We start from the raw sequence: 16,744 nt of genomic DNA, 5'->3' as shown, positions 1-16,744 counted from the left end.
GAGGAATCGGGGGCGGGCGTCGTATGCGTGGCCGGTGGTGGTCCGGGTAATCCAGCCTGCGCCGGCCGCGGGCGCCATCGTTGAAAGGCGAGTTCAGTCCGCCAACGCCGTTTGGCCGTGCGTGTGTTGGTACACCGTGGATTGCCGGTTAGGCGTCGGGGTTGATGAGGTTGGTGCGCCGGCCGGCATTCCATGTCTTGACGATCAGTGCACGTGCGGCAGCCTTACGGCCGCCAGTGCCATCAGCTTGGGCGCCGCCGGCCGTTGCCAGGCTCCGGATGTCGGCGGCCCACTGGTAGGCGGTGCGGCGTCCCATGCGCTTGGCCAAGTCCTTGTCCGTGATGATGCCGCCGTGGCGGGCGCACACGTCTGCCAGACCTTCGAGGGTGGGTCCGTACCAGGTCTCCTTGGTCTGTCCCCACGCCAGGGATGCGATGGCCAGGGCGCGGTCGAAGATGGGGCCGCCGTGGGTTTCGACGATGCGGACGATCGCAGCAACGGAGCCCACACGGGTGGGCGAGGAGTTGCCGACGTCAAGGCCATGCTTTTCGAGGACGTCGCCGGCGGTCTTGAAGTGCGTGACCCCCATATTCCGGCCGACCTTGAACTCTGCCAGGGCGCTAACGCGCTTGGATTCCTTGTTCTTGATGAGGAACAATGCGCCCTCTTGGGCGAGTGTGAGGCCGTAGTGGACTTCGCAGACGACCTTGGTGCGGCCAGCCAGTACACAGGCGTGGTGGCGGTGCTGGCCGTCGATAATGACATGGCTGCCGTCCGCGCGCTGGGCGACGATAAGAGCGCCGACGGCTTCGGGGATGAGCTCGTCCGCCATGGTCTGAGCGCGCTTCTCGTCTAGCTCGCGCTGAACTTCGCCGTCCACGGTGAGGTTGGCGGGGTCGAGCCATACGCCGTACTCGACACGGTGGGGCGGGAGGTCGTAGGGGATTTTGCGGGCCATAGTGTGGTCGGCGGTCCTTTCAGTTTCGATTTTTAGGTGGCGTAAGTCCGCGCTGATTGTCGATTCGTAGGCGCGGTGTGGTGTGGGGCCCGGTGTGCACCGAGGGCTGGATAGCCCCGCTCGGATGCGGCCGGTCGGGGCTGGTGTGGTGGGTCAGTCGCGAAGGCCGGTCATGCTGGTGCCGTCCGGGGGAAGGTGACGGTCTGGCCGAGGGCGATGCGCAAACCGATCCGGCGCAGTGCGGCCATGGCACTCTCAGTGTCCTTGCCTGCGGCCCCGCCGAGGGCGCCGTGGAAGTGTAGTGGGCCGGCCAGAGGATGCCGTTGATCTCGACGTGGTAGGCGTAGCAGGCGCGGCCGGAGGGAGCGTTGGTGGCCGGCGGGGTGCCCGTGGCATCGGCGATCAACGCTGTGCGGGTGAGCCGGAACCCGCGGCCGTCGTCGACGGTGACAGTGGTGATCATGTGCGGTGCACCCCTCATGGCTCAACAGTATGTTGAGCGTACTGCCGGTTAGGGGGTAGCCCACCCGGCTTTCTGTCAGACGGGCCGGAAGGTTTTAGCGGCCAAGGTAGGTGATGGCATTAGGGGCCTCTGCAGCGTGAGCGTTGGAACCGAACATCTCGCTGCTGTCGTTCTTCTGAGTGGCAGAGTGTGCAGGGGGAGGCAGGTGGTGTGGCTCAACTCGCCCTGAGTTACTGGAGGGACCGGAGTTGCCCGGTGGTCCGATCAGGGCGTTGGCGGACGCGCATCGGTGCCGGGCTGGGATCGATTGCTGAAGGATCTGGCCGACATGGCTGCCACCGGTGATGCTGCGAGCGTCGAGCGGTACGCGGTCGGGCTCGCGGCTATGGAGCGCTATGCCGATTCATTCCGGCGCTGGCGCCGGCGTCTGCTGCTGGATCGCCATCCAAGCGCGGTCCGCGTCCGTTTGAACCTGGCTGCCTGCTTGCCGAAGACGGGACGTATGGACCAATGACGCTCACGAAATGGACGAGTGCGCCCAGCGGTGCCGTGGTGAAGGTCGCCTACGCCTGGTGGTCCAGCGGCGGCGTGAGGAACTGGCCAAGGCGTGTGAGCATGTCGAGCGTGAGTTCCGGCTGTTGGAGTTGAAGCCGATGCCTACCGGAAACTGGCCGAGCGTGGCGAGGCTGGTACGGCGGATCTCACAGGCTTGTGCAGGGTGTTGGCCGCACTCGCGAAGAAGCCGGGCAGCGACGTTACCGCGGCCGACATCCTCGCCGTGGACGAACCGGCATGGGAAGGGCGCCCCAGGACACCGAGATGCCGGAACTCGTTACGTGCGGGTGCGTGTTGGCGAACGACGAGGATGGACTGACCAACGTCCCGCTGTTGCTGGAGCAGGTCGCCCTGCATGCACGCGTGCTGGGCGAGTTCCGGGCCTCGCAGACGGAACTCGAGTTCCGGCGGAGGAAGGACGGACGAGCGCAACCGGCACATGGATGAGGTCAACCGCCGCGCTGGCGACAGCGACGAGGACGCTGAGAGGGAGCTTGCGCAGGGAGAGCCAGAAATTCCCGGCCAACGATGAGCATCGCGTCAGAGTGCTGTTCTCCGCATACGGCCGGGCGGCCCGTGGGGGAGGTAACTACGAGGAGGTGTGGCGGATTACGCACGAGCTGGCCATGGATCCCGCGGCGGGGCACCACACCCATGTCCATGTGGCTCAGTTCCTGTGGCTGTTGGGTGAGCGCGAGCGTGCCTGGCACCACTTCGCGCCCGCCTTCGAAACGGTACAGGGGAAGGACGAGCGGGAGACCGCACTTCTGGCCATCGGACCGCCGGCGTTTGGCCATCGGACCGTCGGCGTTGACACCAACGACGAGGGCCCACATGGGTGAACAGGAGCGGCGCGTCGCCGCGCTGCTGATGGTGGCGGGCAGTGCGCAGCACGCGGATTCTTCTCGGCTACTTGCAGGGAGGTGGTGTATCGGGCACTGCCAGCACCGTCATGCACGAGTAGCCCGGCCCAACGCAGCGGCGACCACGTAGTTCTTGATGAACGAGTGCAAAGCCGGAATACAGCCAGCATCAGCCAAACCAGTTGATCTGCCGGATGCTTGAGGTCATCATTAATGGCACTCGCGACGCCTTCTATCACATCTTCAAACATGTCAAGCAGGAGTCCCATCCATGCAACAAGTGTCCGAGCCGAACGGTAGAGATTTCCCCTCCCCTCTCCCGTGGTCGGCTCGATCCGGAACGTCTCCTTACATTCCGGGCAAAGTCTCCGAGCTCATAGGCAACCTCACTGCTCTGTTGAAGAACGTTGACGCCGATCCCCTGGTGGATCGGACCTTCACTTGGCCGGGCGTTGCCTCTCCTGTTCCACTGCGTCAAGTGCTCTATTCGATGGGGAACTGCGGCCTGTTCAGGCGGGAGGGCCGTCCGTCGCGTTTACTCCTGACGCCTGAGGCCAGGTACTTCCTCGACACCGGTGACGTCGCCTTCCTCGTCGCTGTTTTAAACGCCCATGTCCGGTTCTTCGGCGAGGCGTTGGAGTCGATCGGCGAAGGTCTCACCTACGACGAGTTGAATCACATTGCCGCCGATAGCTATGGGCTGAACTGGAAGTCGCTCGACCAAGTCCGTCGGCGAGTCCACTGGATGCGCGGCACAGGCATGGTCGAGTACTGGACCAACGGAAGAATCGTCCCTACACAGGATGGCCGGGCACTGCTGGCCCGGCTGAGTCTCGTCCGTCCAACCGACCTGGAGTCGCAGAGGCAAGCCGCTAGCCTCCCTGCCGAGCTTCCAGAGCCTCCATCCCTACTTGGCGAGCGTCTCGACAAGGTCACTGACCAGGAACTGCAGGCGCGCAGGCGAGTGTTGGGGTACATCGCAGGCGGAGCAAACATGACGGCCCTCAGCCGCCTCGTCGATGCTGCGGCGGCCGGCCTGTCCCGCGGTGAGTTCATCCAGTTCTCCGCTGAAACTTTCGACGTCAGCAAGTCGTCTGCCGAGCAATCACTCAATTCCCTCCAGGGGCTTGGCCTGTTGGCGCAGGTGGGGCCGGATCAATTCGCGGCGACCGACCTCGCAGCGGAGTGGCTCAACTCCGGGGAAGCCGTGGATCTTATCCGCCACCTTCACCTCAACCTGGCCCTGCTCGGGGAAACCCTGGATGCTCTGGAATCCGAATCCGAATCGGGCGCACTGACCGGGATTCTGGCCGAGAAGTACCCCATGTGCGAACTCGCCCGCAAGGACGTGACAAGCCGCGTCGCTCTTCTCGTGGAAACAGGGCTCGCTGAGCGCATTGGAAATGTGGTGCGCAGGACCGCGCTCGGTACGGCGCTCGTTGGCTCACTTCCTCTTCAGAAGCGCCACAATGTTCCCCAAAACAGCGTGTCAAGCGGGGTGGCCACCGCTTCGACGGAAGCTGGGCAGCACCTTCCCCTGCCCGAGCAATTAGTGGCAGAAGTGGTGAGTTCATCCACGGACAGCGTTAATTACAAGCGGTTCGAGCGGGTTCTGGCGGACGTCTTTCGATACCTTGGGGTGGACGTCGAAGTGCAGAGCGGACCGGCCAAGACAGACCTGGTCGTCACACTATGGCTTTCCCCGACAGCTCGACGGCGCATCGCGGTGGAGGCCAAGACGGACGGTGCCGGTCTGGTGACCGACCAGGATGTGCGATTCATGCGGCTTGGCGAGCATCGTGCTCGTCACCATGCTGACCGCACGGTGCTGATCGGCCCCGGATTCGACGCTCGGGTGTTCCGGGAGGCGAACAAGGAAGACGTGGCAGTACTGACAGCCAAGCAGCTCGCAGCGGCGGTCGTCCGCCACTCCGAGACCCCGCTCTATCCGCACGAACTCGAAGCCTTGCTTCTCGCGGGCCAAGGTGACGCGCTCGAACACACCTGGAGCGAGGCGGAACGGCGGACCGAAGCGCTGGCGCTAGTGGTTAACGCCATGTGGAAGAGCGCGAACGATCCTGTCGACATCGAATTCGGTGCCGGAGCGCTGGACGTACGAGACATCTGGCGTGAGACGAAGGCGTCGCTGGAGACACCACTCGACAAGAAGGAGATCGAAGAGGCGCTGGCCTTCCTCAGGAGTTCCTGCGTCGCAGGCGTGGTGGAACGAGGCGGTGACCACGCGATCACCGCACCCCCGGAACTGATCGCTTCGCGGCTGCGCTCACTGGCTTCTGCGATCGAGGCGAAGGCTGCCGGCATGGATTCACGACGGGACGTTCCGGTGAATGCGATCGCAGCATCCTCCAGCCCCCTGCAGGATGGCCTACCGAAGGCCAGTCCGCGTTCGCGTGAGATCGACCCGGCACAAGTACGCGCCTGGGCCAAAGCTGGAGGTCGACCGGTGAACGTCCGAGGTCGACTCCCTGAGTCCCTGATCAGGGAGTACAAGCAGGCCCACGACCTGTCGACCGACTGAGATGACTGACACGGCATCAGCCACTCGTCATCAATGAGGCCAATTCGCACGGAGGGGGCACCGCTTAGCCGTGTTACGTGGTGCCCTTCGAGCGCCCGCAAATCCTTACCGACCGGCGCACTGATGTGGTCGTGATGGAGGTCGACGACGGCTCGCCGGCGCGGCCGGAGGTGCGGGACGCGGACGTGGACGCGGATGAGGAGAGCGGTCGCGGGATGCTGTTCATCGCCGTCGTGGCGAACCGCTGGGGTGTGAGCGAGGACGAGACGACGACGTGGTGCACCCTGACGTCGCCGGCTGTGGCGAGGAGGGCGTGATGCACGCGAGCAGCCTCACGGCGCCGCGGTCTGGTCCGGAACGGCGGGCAACTCCTTGGAGGCATCGACATCGGTTCCTCCCTGCGACGGCACGGCACGGCACGGCACGACACGGCAGCGGCCAGCAGGGGCTGTCCTCTCGACAACGTGCGGATCCACGCCGGGAGATGAGCAACAGACTCCTCTTGCTATGGTGCGCCGATGCCATCGATCAAGCAGTTCCAAGTCACCTTCGACTGCGCAGAACCTGCGCGCCTCGCCGGTTTTTGGTGCGAGGTGTTGGGGTACGTCGTACCGCCGATCCCGAAGGGGTTTGCCACTTGGGAGGACTACCACCGCTCGCTGCCGCCTGAGGAACAGGTCACCTACTTCGCATGCAGTGATCCCTCGGGTGTGGGCCCGCGCCTGCTCTTCCAGCGCGTTCCCGAAGGCAAGATCGTCAAGAATCGGGTGCATCTCTGTGTGCGGGTCGGCACCGGACTCGTGGGTGAAGAGCGCCTCTCCACACTGGAAGCCGAATGCGCACGACTGGTCACGCTCGGTGCGGTACACGTGCGAACGCTGCTTGCCGATGACGAGAACGAGTCGTGCATCGTGATGCAGGACATCGAGGGCAACGAGTTCTGCCTCGACTGAGAATCCTCCGCGACGGCGAGATCCGGGGGAGCCGTCTCTCTCGGGCCTCTCTTCAAGGGGGTCTCGTGCGGGGCGGAAGTCATCCTGTGAGGGCGAGGTTGTGCAGTCGGGCGATGCTGAGCATCGCGGTGTGAAGGCCCTCGCCCTTCAGGCGGCAGTCACGAAGGATCTTCCATGCCTTCATCTGCGCGAAAACGTGCTCGACGTGGGCCCGGACCTTGCGGTGGGAGGTGTTGTGCTCCTCTTTCCAATTTCCAAGCTGGCAGTTCGGTCTGGCTGCGTTTGCGGCGGTGCGGGATGAGCAGGCCGGTGCCCCGTGCGCGGCAACCGTGTGACCCCGCGTGAGGACCAGGGTGCCGTCGACGATCAGCACGGCGTCCTTGCGGAACCGCTTGCGGGGGCTGGAGCGCGAGCGACGGCCCGAGGTGGCCGATGATGCGGTCAGCGGCCGACTTCGACACCCCGAACAGCGGGGCGAGCTGCCGACGCCATCGACCAGGCTCGGGCGCTCCTTGTGGAGCCGTTCCCGATCGACTCCCTGTCCGTCCGCGGGCATCCGGGGGCATCGGCGGCCGCGGCGCCTGGCCTCCGTCACTGTAGAACTCCCCGATCAGCTACTGGAGGACATACCGTGACCTTCGGTGTCGACCTCATGCCTCCCGAAGGCGACTACGACTACGACTATGAACACTTCAGCAGGAGGCTGGCCGATCCAAAGCTTCAGCTCCTGGGCAGTGGGACGTGCGCTGCGAGTCTGGCGGAGGGAGTCTTGACGTCAGTGACCGCTGGGGCGGCTATGGCGATTTCCGCCCAGCAGCGTTTGCCCGAGGGTGTGGCCTCTACGTCATGGCGTTCGGCCAGGGCGGCGACCAGTAGCAGGCCACGACCGTTCTCGTCGCCTGTGCCGGGGAGGCAGAGCCGGGGCGGTTGGCGGCTGGAGTCGAAGACCTCGACCCGAACGGAGCGGTCGTCCAGTCGGAGGCCGACGGCAATGGCCCCCTCTCGGGCATGCCGTACGGCGTTGGCGATGAGTTCTCCAGCCACCAACTCCACCGTGTCCAGCAGGTCGCTGCCGGCCCGCATGCCCCATCCACGCAACTGGGCAACGACCCGCCGGCGTGCCCGCGCGGCACCCAGGGTCGTGCCGGGTACAGAGAATTTCAGCTGGCGCGCTGTCATGAGCCGCCTCCCGGGGCCTCTTGAACGAGTACGGCTACTTCGGGGTCGTCGTGCCGCCCGGCTACCCGCATGTCGGGCTCACGACCGGACAGTTCGGCGCGGTGGCTGCGCGAGGCGGAGGCGACGTTTTTGGGCCGTACACGCCAGTCGTCCCTAATCCGGGGCGGTGGCGCAGGCCGCCTCTCCACGACGAGCGGAGCACTGCGGAGCCCCGGACTTGTACCGTTCTGCGGGTTCCGCTGAGCCTCACTCTGGTGGGTGCAAGCGGCCAGCGTGCCCATGCCCACGCCGATGCCGACCAGGAATCCGATGGCGGCGACGGTGGCTCGGGAGCGAGGTGCCTGTGATGGGGCCGAGGCCGTGCTTCCCCCGCGACCGGTGACCGTGGCTGCCGCCCGCCGTGCGTGCGAACGCTGTGCGGGGACTCTGGTCCGGGGCTGATCCATCAGCCTCGCCAGGAACGGCGGATCATCCAGCGGTACCGGGATGGCCGCCTTCGCGAGGAGGTACTTCTCTCCGGGCCACCATCCCAACAACCGCACGGGCAGCTGTGCTTGCATCCGCGCATCGAGCCGGGACACGTCCTTGTACACACGCAGGCACGCCGGACACCTGCGAAGATGGCTCGCGCTCTCCTCCGCCGGGGGCGTCTCAGGGCCCAGGGCCAGCTGCTTGATCACCTCTATGCAGTCCTGACGTCCCAGCCGTTCGAGATACAACTCTGTACGGGCCTGGCGCAGCGCGCTTTTGGCCTCGTCACACATGCTCGGTACCGATTGGCGGGTGAGGCCTGTGACGCGGGCCGTTATCGCCGGATCGTCCTGATCCACCACCGAATGCCACAACAGGCACTGTGTGGTGGTGGGGAGGCGCAGGTAAGCGAGCGGCAGCTGACCGTCCTCATCCAAGGGCCACAGGCATCCCGCCGCGACCCAGGCCTTGAACTCGGGCGACAGCGGCACGCGCTCCCAACGTGTGATCGCCGTGCTGCGAACGCTATCGAGCAATTGGCGTCGCAGGCAGCCCAGATGACGGAGTTCGACGAAAGGCTCCGCGGACAGCATTCGTTGAAGTAGTTGCGCGAAGACCTGTGAGGTCAGTTCAAAGGCGTGCAGGGGGTCCGGCACGCATTGGGAGGCGTAGGCCTGTACGGCGGCGTAGTGGCGGCGATAGATGTACCGGAAGAGTTCGACCTGCCCTTTCCGGACTGCGTATATCAGAGCGACATCGGAAAGGGGCTGTTGTGACTGTCGAGTACCTGGGAACAGGTGCATGAGGGAGCCTTTCATTCAAGTCCGGTGGCGGCCGGGTGCATGCCACGACGACGTCACCGGCACGCAAGCCGACGGTGGTTCATTCCTCCGGAATGTGCGGACAATTCAGAGAAGAGCCAGCTGAGTTGACTGTGGAGCTGCTGCGCAGGAATTGCCGGCAGTACGGTGCGCGGTGCACGGTATGCGGTGTGCGGTGAAGAGCCGGTAGAGCCGCTAGGGCTGGTGCCGGCACTGGCATCGTCACCGGGATCGGTGTTGTCGGATCGCGGCCGGCTGCCGTCGGCCGTGGCGCGGGTCGTGCTGCCGACGACCCATCTGCTGCTCGACGCCGCGTGGCCCGGAGCGCTGTCTACGGACGTGGCAGCGGTCGGGGGCGTCATCCGAAGGGGCGGCCCGCCGTGCGTCCGGGGTGGCAGAAGCGGTGGGTGCCGGGGAGCGTCGTGCGTGATCTTCGCCTGACCGGCGGCCGTATGGACCTGCGGCCTTGCCGGTGCGACGGGGAGTGCCGTCGAGCCTCGTGTGCTTCGGCTTGTCGTACGACGCGTTCAGGGTGTCCAGGGCGGTGGCCGCTCCCGCGGCCGCCATGCCTCCGGCGAACAACCCCAGGAACAGGCCGGCGGAGTGGCGGATCAGACTATGCCGTCGGGGGGTGCGCGCGGCCGAGGACGCGGCGCGCACGAGGAAGGGCAGAAAGGCGCTGGGCGGTTTCGTCACGGCGCGCACCTGAGCGTACTGGGACCCTTCCCACCAGCCGAGGAGCATGACCGGGAGCTGGGCGCGCAGCTGCCCGTCGAGATCGTTCAGGTCCAGCCGTGTCTCGACGGAGAGGGCGTGCTCCGCGTGGCCGGCAGAGGGTGCGTTGCGGGTTGGCAGAGCCCGGTACGTTTCGCGCAGAGTGTCGCGTGACAGATCGGCGAAGGCTCCGACTTCCCGCTTCTCCATGCCCAGCGCCCGCGCCATGACGGCAGCCGGCTCCAGTTCGACGACCGCATGCCACAGGAGTGTCTGCTGGCGGCCGAGCAGACACCGGTAGGCGTCGGTGAGGCCGGAGCGCATGGTGAGCGGCCATGGGCCTCCGGCCTCCGCCCAGCTGCGGAACCCGTCGGTGAGTCCCGCCTCCGGCGCGCGGGTCCATTCGCGCAACGCCAGTGTTCGCGCACTGGTCAGGACGTGTACCCGCCATGGCCCTCCTGGCGGGGTGCTTTCCACCGTCGCGTCGTAGAGGTCGCTGAAGACCTGTTCGGCGATCCTTGAGACAACTGCCCGGTCCGTGAAGCAGGTGTCGAGATAGGCGACGGCGGCGGGCCAGTGGCGCACTACGACGGTCTGAAAGGCCGCCACTCTGCCCCGCCGTACCAGCTGCCCGATCTCCGCGTCGCTGAAGCGCTGGTGACGGTGGTGTGCGAGGAGGCTCTTGAACATCGGGTCCCCCGGGGGGTGTGTCGTGTGCAGGGACGGACACTACGAAGGACCGGGCTCGACGGCGGGGGTATCGCGACTTTGCTAACGCTTTACTAAGTGGGACCGTGCGATGCTCGTCGAGGTCGCACGGGCCAGGCCGCTCGGTCAGGCTTTCTCGATGTCGTATCGGCGACATGCGTAGTTGTTGAAGTTGTACGTGACCACGACGGGACCGCCCTGCACGGGCTGGAAGTTGTCCATGCCGAGTTGCATCTTGTCCCAGGGGCCCCCGTCGCGCCGGGTACGCGCGGAGTAGCTGCCGTCCGTGCTCTTGGCGAAGCCGAACAGTTGCCCCCTGCCCTCCGTGCGACAGGGGCTCATCCTGGTCCGGATCACCTTCATCCCGGTGCTGCCGCTGTAGCCGACGGGCCCGTTGTAGTCGATGCACTGCCCGGTGGCGGCGTTGCGCAGCCAGGCGTAGTGCGTGTCCTTCTCGAATTTGACGAGCTGCCAGCTCTGGTGTGCGCTGCCGTCGCACGAGTTCTGGACGACCGCCGTGCCGTCGGGCTCGATGCACAACCCGTTGTATTCCGCGTTGCGGAAGCGGCCCGGCCCTATAACGTCCCCGAGGCCGGCCTCGTTCCCGTGATCAGCCTCAGTGGGCGACGGTTTCGGTGGTTTCGACGCTGTGGCGGAGGGCTCGGCCGGACGCGGTGACGGCGTCGGTGTCGGTGTCGGGTGCGGCGAAGCGCTGGGGAAGGGCTTGGACCTGGCCGTGGGCTTCAAGGCCCGTCCCTCCTCCAGGTTTTCAAGGGGCGGCATGGGCGGCCTGTGCTCCATCCTTGCAGGTGGCGGGCTCGCCGGCCCCTCTGGCCCCGGTCCGCCTTCGTCGAAGGGCATCGGCACGACGAGGACCGCGATTCCGACGGCGGCGATGACGGAACCGGCGACCGCGCCCGAGCGGAACGGAGAGTCCTTGTCCTTGGCCGACCCTGAACCTACGTCGAGGGTGGGGGCCGCACCGTCCGGTGCGCCGAATGCAGCCACCGCACCCGCGTGCGTGCCCGTCCCGGCAATGCGCGCCGCCACGTAGGCCGATCCGCCCCACAGCAGCACTCCCACCGGCAACGCCGAGCCCAACCGCTCATTGAGGTAGGTGAGTTCGAGCAGCGCGCTGCGGCAGCGTTCGCATGCCCCGAGGTGTCGCTCAAGGTCCTTGTTCGTACGGCGACCGGCACGGCGCACGGCAGCACCGAGCATCGAGCTGTAATGGCGGCACTCGTCGTTGTCCGAGCCGTTCTCGACATGCGCCGTCAGATACGCCTCGCGCAGACCTTCCCGCGCGCGGGACGCCAGCGAACTAACGGCCCGTGCGCCCAAACCCAGGAGGGTGCCGACCTTCGAGGCGGGCTCTTCCTCGACGGCCGTATGCCACAGGACCGCCTGCCAGCGCTCGGGCAACGAACGGAACGCCCTCAACACAAGACAGTTGTCCTCCAGGCGCAGTATCCGCTCCTCGCTGCTCTCCGCCTCCGGGCTGGAGTCAGACGTATTGGCGAGCCACTCCTCGAAATCGGGTGACAATTCGGTGCGACGAGCTGTGCTCGCCCAGTCGGCGGCGGTGCGGCGGACGGCTGTGAGGAGATACGGGCGCCAGGCGGCCTGGGGGCCGCCGCCGGATCGAACGGCCTGGAGCGTGCGGGCAAAAGCCTCCGAAGCCAGGTCCTCGGCAGTGTGCGGATCGCGGCAGCAGGCGCGCGCGTAAGAGAGAACCGCGGTCCGATGCCGCCGATAGAGCTCATCCATGGGCGCCTCGGACTCCGACTCCCTGAGGGCTGCTGTGAGTTCAGCGTCGGAGGCAGACATTTCATTTTCCTCGGGCATGCGACAGCCAGGCCTTCCGTATTGCTACGTGGGGGATCGGCATTGTCGTCGATGTTCGAATAGCGACGGAAGCGCTTCAAGGAAGTTGCCGACCTCACCTCGTGCACAGCCTGTACGACCCATGTCGCGCCTGGGCTATCGTGCCCGGTATTGGACAGATTGAAGGGAACCGGTATCCCGGGAGCCGATAACGGCGCGGACGTGGATGTGGGTGTCGATGTGGCGCGTGGCCGGTAAATTTCTGATTCCAGGCGCGGGTAATCCGGCGCCGTAACGAGATGATTCGATTTATGCCTGGTACATGAACCAAACGGTGGTCGGCGAGGAGGCTTCCGGTCATCGGGGCCCCGGGGGAGGTGTGCAGTGTGCGGGGACGGACACTACGAAGGACCGGGCTCGGCAGCTGGCATATCGCAACTTTGCTCACGCTTTACCAAATGGGGTCCGTGTGACGCATATCGAGGTCGCACGGGCTCAGCCTGTCACTCACACCCCGTCGACGAGATAGCGGAGGTAGGGAGCGTTGTTGTAGTTGTACGTGACCACGACTCGACCGCCCTGCACCGGCGGCCATTTGTCCAGGCCGAGTTGCATTTTGTCCCAGGCGCCCCCGTCCCACCGGGTATGCACGTAATGGCTGCCGTCCCTGCTCCTGATGAAGCGGAACAGCTGCCCTTTGCCCTCCACGCGGCACTCGCTCATCTTGGTCCGGATCGCCCTCGTACCGGCGTGGCCGCTGTACCTGCCGACGCGCCCGTTGTAGTCGATGCACTCGCCGGTGGCGGCGTTGCGCAGCCAGGCGTAGTCCGTGTCCTCCGGGGATGAGACGAGCTGCCAGATCTGGTCTGCGCTGCCGTCGCACGAGTTCTGGATGACTGCCGTGCCGGCGGGCTGGATGCACGTCTTGTTGTGTTCCGGGTTGCGGAAGGGGCCCGTCCATCGAACGTTCCCGAAGCCGGCTTCAGTGGGCGACGGTTTCATGGGCGGTTTGGGCTTCACCTTTGCAGGTGGCGAGCTCGCCGACGCCTCGGGCCCCCGTACGTCTTCATCGAAGGGCATCGGCACGGCGACGACCGCGATCCCGGTGGCGGCGGCGACGGAACCGGTGACCGCGCACGAGCAGAACGCAGAAGCCTTGACCTTGGCCCACAACTGCGCGGCCCACGCACCCGCTTGCGCGCCTGCTTGGGCCAGGAGCGCCGCTACGTATGCAGGGCCGCCCCACAGCAGCACTCCCACCGGCAGCGCCGAACGCAGCCCCTCGTTGAGGTGCCTGAGTTCGAGCAGCGCGCTGCGGCAGCGTTCGCATGCCCCGAGGTGTCGCTGAAGGTCCTTGTTCGTACGGCGACCGGCACGGCGGACGGTAGCACCGAGCATGGAACTGTAGTGGCGGCACTCGTCGTTGTCCGAGCCGCTCTCGACATGCGCCGTCAGATACGCCTCGCGCAGGCCTTCCCGTGCGCGGGACGCCAGCGGACCGACAGCCCCTGGGCCTACACCCAGGAGGGTGCCGACCTTCGAGGCGGGCTCCTCCTCGACGGCCGTATGCCACAGGACCGCCTGCCAGCGCTCGGGCAACGAACGGAACGCCCTCAACACCAGGCTGTTGTCCTCCAGGCGCAGCATCCGTTCCTCGCTGCTCTCCGCCTCCGGGCTGGAGTCAGACGTATTGGCGAGCCACTCCTCGAAGTCCGGCGACAATTCGGTGCGACGAGCTGTACTCGCCCAGTCGGCGGCGGTACGACGGACAACCGTCAGGAGATACGGGCGCCAGGCGGCCTGGGGGCCGCCGCCGGACCGAACGGCCTGGAGCGTACGGGCAAAGGCCTCCGAAGCCAGGTCCTCCGCAGTGTGCGGATCACGGCAGCAGGCGCGTGCATAGGAGAGAACCGCGGACCGGTGCCGCCGGTAGAGCTCATCCACGGGTGCGTCAGACTCCGACTCCCTTAAGGCTGCCGTGAGTTCGGCATCGGACATCTCGTGGTGATCGGGCATGCGACAGCCAGGCCTTTCCGTTGTGCAACGTGGGGGATCGGCATTGTCGTGGATGTTCGAATACCGGCGGAAGCGGTTCCGAGGATTGATCGGCAAGGCGTAACAGCCTGTTGACGCGTCCGCAGGCCGGCGCCCACATCCAGCGTCATCGCCCCTGTGACCAGCAAAGTCGTTCAGCAAGTCGGGCCGGTTCAGCTCATACGTCGGCGGGGCGTCGACGAGGCCCCGGACGGCGAGAACTGCCAGACCCGGCCACAGACGCTCAGCCGAGTCCGACTGCTGGAGCTGGTGCCCACTCCTCCTTCAGACCGATCCCTGTGACGTTCGTCGGTCCTTGAATTCCTCTCATGCGGCGAGGGGTCCCCGCCAGAGCCTCGCCTTGCCGGGTGTCTCGGTATCGCGTGCGCCGAGGCGTCGGCAACTCGATCAACACACCTATGAATCCGAGGACTTCACATGACAAGACGACGACGGCCTCCCCTCTTCAGTCGGCGCACGCCTCTCATAACGGCCATAGGAGTGGTGGGCTCCCTCGTCACCGCTATAGCGGTCAACGCGTCTGCCAGCCCGCCGGACCTGCGGACTTCGGACATTCGCGTACTGGCCTACAAGGCGCTCAAGAGCGATCCCGCCAAGACGCACTACGCGCAGGGCCAGACCTTCCGGACGCGGGCCATTCAGCAGGACAAGGACGGCGACCGGCACATACGGATGGACCGGTACTACAAGGGCTTACCGCTCATTGGTGGCGACCTTGTTCTGCATATCACCGGGGATGGCCAATTCAAGAGCATCAGCCAGACGCTCGCGTCGGCGCCGGACGTCGACACCGGCCCTGCGCTCTCCGTCGAGGACGCGTGGAAGCGCGCGTTCACGTATACGCCCATGCGGGAACGAGCGCCGGACGGGAAGGCCAAGAAGAGTCCGGTGGCCCGGTCGGGCGGGGGCTCGACTCGGGCCGCGCAGGACGCGCGGGTGGGATCGAGGCTGGTCCTATGGGCAGGGAAGAAGCGACCTTTGCTTGCCTACGAGAACGTGATTCGCGGAGTCCGCGCCGATGGCACTCCCGCCGAGGTGCACACCTACGTCGACGCGGAGAACGGCAAGATCCTGGGCACCCGGGACCGGTATCTGCATGAGCACGGGACGGGCAACACCCTCTACAGCGGGCAAGTGGAGTTGGAGACGAACCGCGGCCAGCAGGGTGGGTTCGAACTCACCGATGGCACACGGGGCGGGATGACCACCCTGGACGCCAACGACCAGTGCGCGCCGCAGGACCCGGCATGCCCGAGCGGTCCGAGCGGCGGGCCCGGTGGTGGGGGTGGCGCTCCCGAAGACCCGGGTAGTCCGCAGGATCTCGGTAGCGGTAGCGGTAGCGGTAGCGGTAACGGCAACGGCAACGACAACGGTGGCGACGGTTCCGGGGACAGTCAGAACCGGAATGAAGTGGGCAAGGACACCGGCGATGAGAAGGGGACCGTCTTCAGTTTGGGTCCCTTGCCGGCACTGCGAGCGGCATCCGAGACGTACTGCCTGAAGGGAGTCCCGGTCTGCTACGGACCGGGCAAGCAGGGCAGGCAGCCTGCGGGGACCCCGCCGGCGGGCGGGGGCACGCAGTCTCCGGGTGGGGGCGACGAAGAAGGAAGCGCCCCACCCGGAGGCGGCGGCGATGACGAGGGCGGAGCCGGCGATGGCCAGGGTGGAAGCGGCAACGGCAATCCGCTCGGCGTACCTGGAGCCGCCACCGTCGTCAGCCAGGACAACACCTTCGGGACCGGAGACGACTCCGATCGCTCCACCATCGCAGCGGACGTGCAGTTCGGAGCGTCCCAGGCATGGGACTACTTCCAGACGAAGTTCGGTCGCAACGGCTTCCAGGGTGACGGGCGGGGCCCGACCCTCTACGCGCACTACGGCGACGGTCTCACCAACGCCTTCGCTCTCGCCGACCCGCAGCTGTTCAGTGCGGTGTTCGGGGACGGGGACGGTCAGAACGTCAAACCGCTCACCGAACTCGACGTCGTCGCCCACGAGATGGGCCACCTGGTGACCGGGTCGAACAACGCCTTGTCCGGGGAGGGGGAGCCATCGGCGCTCAATGAATCCACGAGTGACATCTTCGGCACCATGGTCGAGTTCTTCACCGACAACCCGAACGACCCGCCGGACTTCACCCTTGGCGAGAAGTTCGAGGCCGACGACCAGACGAAGCAGTTGCAGCGCTTCATGGACCGCCCCTCCAAGGACGGAAGGTCGCCTGACTGCTTCTCACCCGACGTCGGTCAGCTGGATCCGCACGACGCTGGCGGCGTGTCGAACCACTTCTTCTTCCTGCTGGCCAACGGCAGCGGTGAGTCCGAATTCGGCAACAGTCCGACGTGTGACGACTCCCAGGTGAAGGGAATCGGCAACGACGCGGCCGAACAGATCTGGTTCCGCGCCGTGACGACGTACTTCACCTCGGACACCGGCTTCCAGAACGCCAGGGAGGGCAGTCTGCAGGCTGCCGCCGACCTGTTCGGCCAGGACAGCACCGAGGCCCAGGCCGTCGCCGGCGCCTGGGACGCGGTGAACGTCAAGTAGCCGAGCAAGTGGGGCTGTAGCGGGTCCCATCGCGTAATGCGGGGGCCGGGGTACCGTCGATCCGATCGACGGTACCCCCGCCCCCCCGGCACCG

Annotated in this window: 12 protein-coding genes and 1 pseudogene; 6 read left to right on the top strand and 7 right to left on the bottom strand. The window is 66.2% G+C overall.

The window, feature by feature from the left end:
• Positions 1-148 precede the first annotated feature (148 nt).
• Positions 149-958 (bottom strand): DUF6551 family protein, encoded by an 810-nt coding sequence (locus tag AB0I10_RS36840; RefSeq protein ID WP_363157109.1) that lies wholly within the window; start codon positions 956-958, stop codon positions 149-151.
• Between the two features lie 791 nt (positions 959-1,749).
• On the opposite strand from AB0I10_RS36840, the gene AB0I10_RS36835 reads away from it, so the two are divergent.
• The 5 genes from AB0I10_RS36835 to AB0I10_RS36815 all read left to right on the top strand — a co-directional run bounded on the left by AB0I10_RS36835 (position 1,750) and on the right by AB0I10_RS36815 (position 6,331).
• Positions 1,750-1,935 carry a hypothetical protein gene (locus tag AB0I10_RS36835; RefSeq protein ID WP_363157108.1) on the top strand — a complete coding sequence of 62 codons (186 nt, stop codon included), beginning with the start codon at positions 1,750-1,752 and terminating at the stop codon, positions 1,933-1,935.
• A 535-nt stretch (positions 1,936-2,470) separates the two neighbouring features.
• Positions 2,471-2,818 carry a hypothetical protein gene (locus tag AB0I10_RS36830; protein ID WP_363157107.1) on the top strand — a complete coding sequence of 116 codons (348 nt, stop codon included), beginning with the start codon at positions 2,471-2,473 and terminating at the stop codon, positions 2,816-2,818.
• 418 nt (positions 2,819-3,236) lie between these two features.
• Positions 3,237-5,378 carry a restriction endonuclease gene (locus AB0I10_RS36825; RefSeq protein ID WP_363157106.1) on the top strand — a complete coding sequence of 714 codons (2,142 nt, stop codon included), beginning with the start codon at positions 3,237-3,239 and terminating at the stop codon, positions 5,376-5,378.
• 77 nt (positions 5,379-5,455) lie between these two features.
• On the top strand, positions 5,456-5,695 hold the full coding sequence (locus AB0I10_RS36820; RefSeq protein ID WP_363157105.1) for a hypothetical protein: 240 nt from the start codon (positions 5,456-5,458) through the stop codon (positions 5,693-5,695).
• Positions 5,696-5,896: 201 nt separating this feature from the next.
• Positions 5,897-6,331, top strand: a complete 435-nt coding sequence (locus AB0I10_RS36815; RefSeq protein ID WP_363157104.1) for a VOC family protein — start codon at positions 5,897-5,899, stop codon at positions 6,329-6,331.
• 79 nt (positions 6,332-6,410) lie between these two features.
• On the opposite strand, the pseudogene AB0I10_RS36810 reads toward AB0I10_RS36815, so the two are convergent.
• From AB0I10_RS36810 to AB0I10_RS36785, 6 genes and pseudogenes are all read right to left on the bottom strand, one after another.
• A pseudogene (locus AB0I10_RS36810) lies at positions 6,411-6,816 on the bottom strand (transposase family protein); the annotation flags it as partial.
• A 235-nt stretch (positions 6,817-7,051) separates the two neighbouring features.
• Positions 7,052-7,510 (bottom strand): ATP-binding protein, encoded by a 459-nt coding sequence (locus AB0I10_RS36805; protein WP_363157103.1) that lies wholly within the window; start codon positions 7,508-7,510, stop codon positions 7,052-7,054.
• A complete protein-coding gene (locus AB0I10_RS36800) occupies positions 7,507-8,784 on the bottom strand; it encodes a hypothetical protein (RefSeq protein WP_363157102.1) in 1,278 nt (425 codons plus the stop codon). The genes AB0I10_RS36805 and AB0I10_RS36800 overlap by 4 nt, the downstream gene beginning before the upstream one ends.
• 240 nt (positions 8,785-9,024) lie before the next feature.
• Complete coding sequence (locus AB0I10_RS36795) at positions 9,025-10,206, bottom strand: hypothetical protein (RefSeq protein ID WP_363157101.1); 1,182 nt, start codon at positions 10,204-10,206, stop codon at positions 9,025-9,027.
• Between the two features lie 144 nt (positions 10,207-10,350).
• The gene (locus tag AB0I10_RS36790) at positions 10,351-12,051 is read right to left on the bottom strand and encodes a sigma-70 family RNA polymerase sigma factor (RefSeq protein ID WP_363157100.1); all 1,701 of its coding nucleotides are present in this window, start codon (positions 12,049-12,051) and stop codon (positions 10,351-10,353) included.
• 504 nt (positions 12,052-12,555) lie between these two features.
• Positions 12,556-14,064: a sigma-70 family RNA polymerase sigma factor gene (locus AB0I10_RS36785; protein WP_363157099.1), complete on the bottom strand. Its 1,509-nt coding sequence runs from the start codon at positions 14,062-14,064 to the stop codon at positions 12,556-12,558.
• A gap of 522 nt (positions 14,065-14,586) precedes the next feature.
• On the opposite strand from AB0I10_RS36785, the gene AB0I10_RS36780 reads away from it, so the two are divergent.
• Positions 14,587-16,650, top strand: a complete 2,064-nt coding sequence (locus tag AB0I10_RS36780) for a M4 family metallopeptidase (protein WP_363157098.1) — start codon at positions 14,587-14,589, stop codon at positions 16,648-16,650.
• Positions 16,651-16,744: the final 94 nt, after the last annotated feature.

It is taken from the genome of Streptomyces sp. NPDC050636, assembly GCF_040654775.1.
Classification (GTDB): Bacteria; Actinomycetota; Actinomycetes; order Streptomycetales; family Streptomycetaceae; genus Streptomyces.
This window is presented reverse-complemented; position numbering and strand designations above follow the sequence as displayed.

What these genes read in the sequence shown, in the direction of transcription:
- AB0I10_RS36840 (WP_363157109.1), bottom strand. Translation starts at nt 958, where the DNA reads ATGGCCCGCAAAATCCCCTACGACCTCCCGCCCCACCGTGTCGAGTAC.
- AB0I10_RS36835 (WP_363157108.1), top strand. Translation starts at nt 1,750, where the DNA reads ATGGCTGCCACCGGTGATGCTGCGAGCGTCGAGCGGTACGCGGTCGGG.
- AB0I10_RS36815 (WP_363157104.1), top strand. Translation starts at nt 5,897, where the DNA reads ATGCCATCGATCAAGCAGTTCCAAGTCACCTTCGACTGCGCAGAACCT.
- AB0I10_RS36805 (WP_363157103.1), bottom strand. Translation starts at nt 7,510, where the DNA reads ATGACAGCGCGCCAGCTGAAATTCTCTGTACCCGGCACGACCCTGGGT.
- AB0I10_RS36800 (WP_363157102.1), bottom strand. Translation starts at nt 8,784, where the DNA reads ATGCACCTGTTCCCAGGTACTCGACAGTCACAACAGCCCCTTTCCGAT.
- AB0I10_RS36795 (WP_363157101.1), bottom strand. Translation starts at nt 10,206, where the DNA reads ATGTTCAAGAGCCTCCTCGCACACCACCGTCACCAGCGCTTCAGCGAC.
- AB0I10_RS36790 (WP_363157100.1), bottom strand. Translation starts at nt 12,051, where the DNA reads ATGTCTGCCTCCGACGCTGAACTCACAGCAGCCCTCAGGGAGTCGGAG.
- AB0I10_RS36785 (WP_363157099.1), bottom strand. Translation starts at nt 14,064, where the DNA reads ATGCCCGATCACCACGAGATGTCCGATGCCGAACTCACGGCAGCCTTA.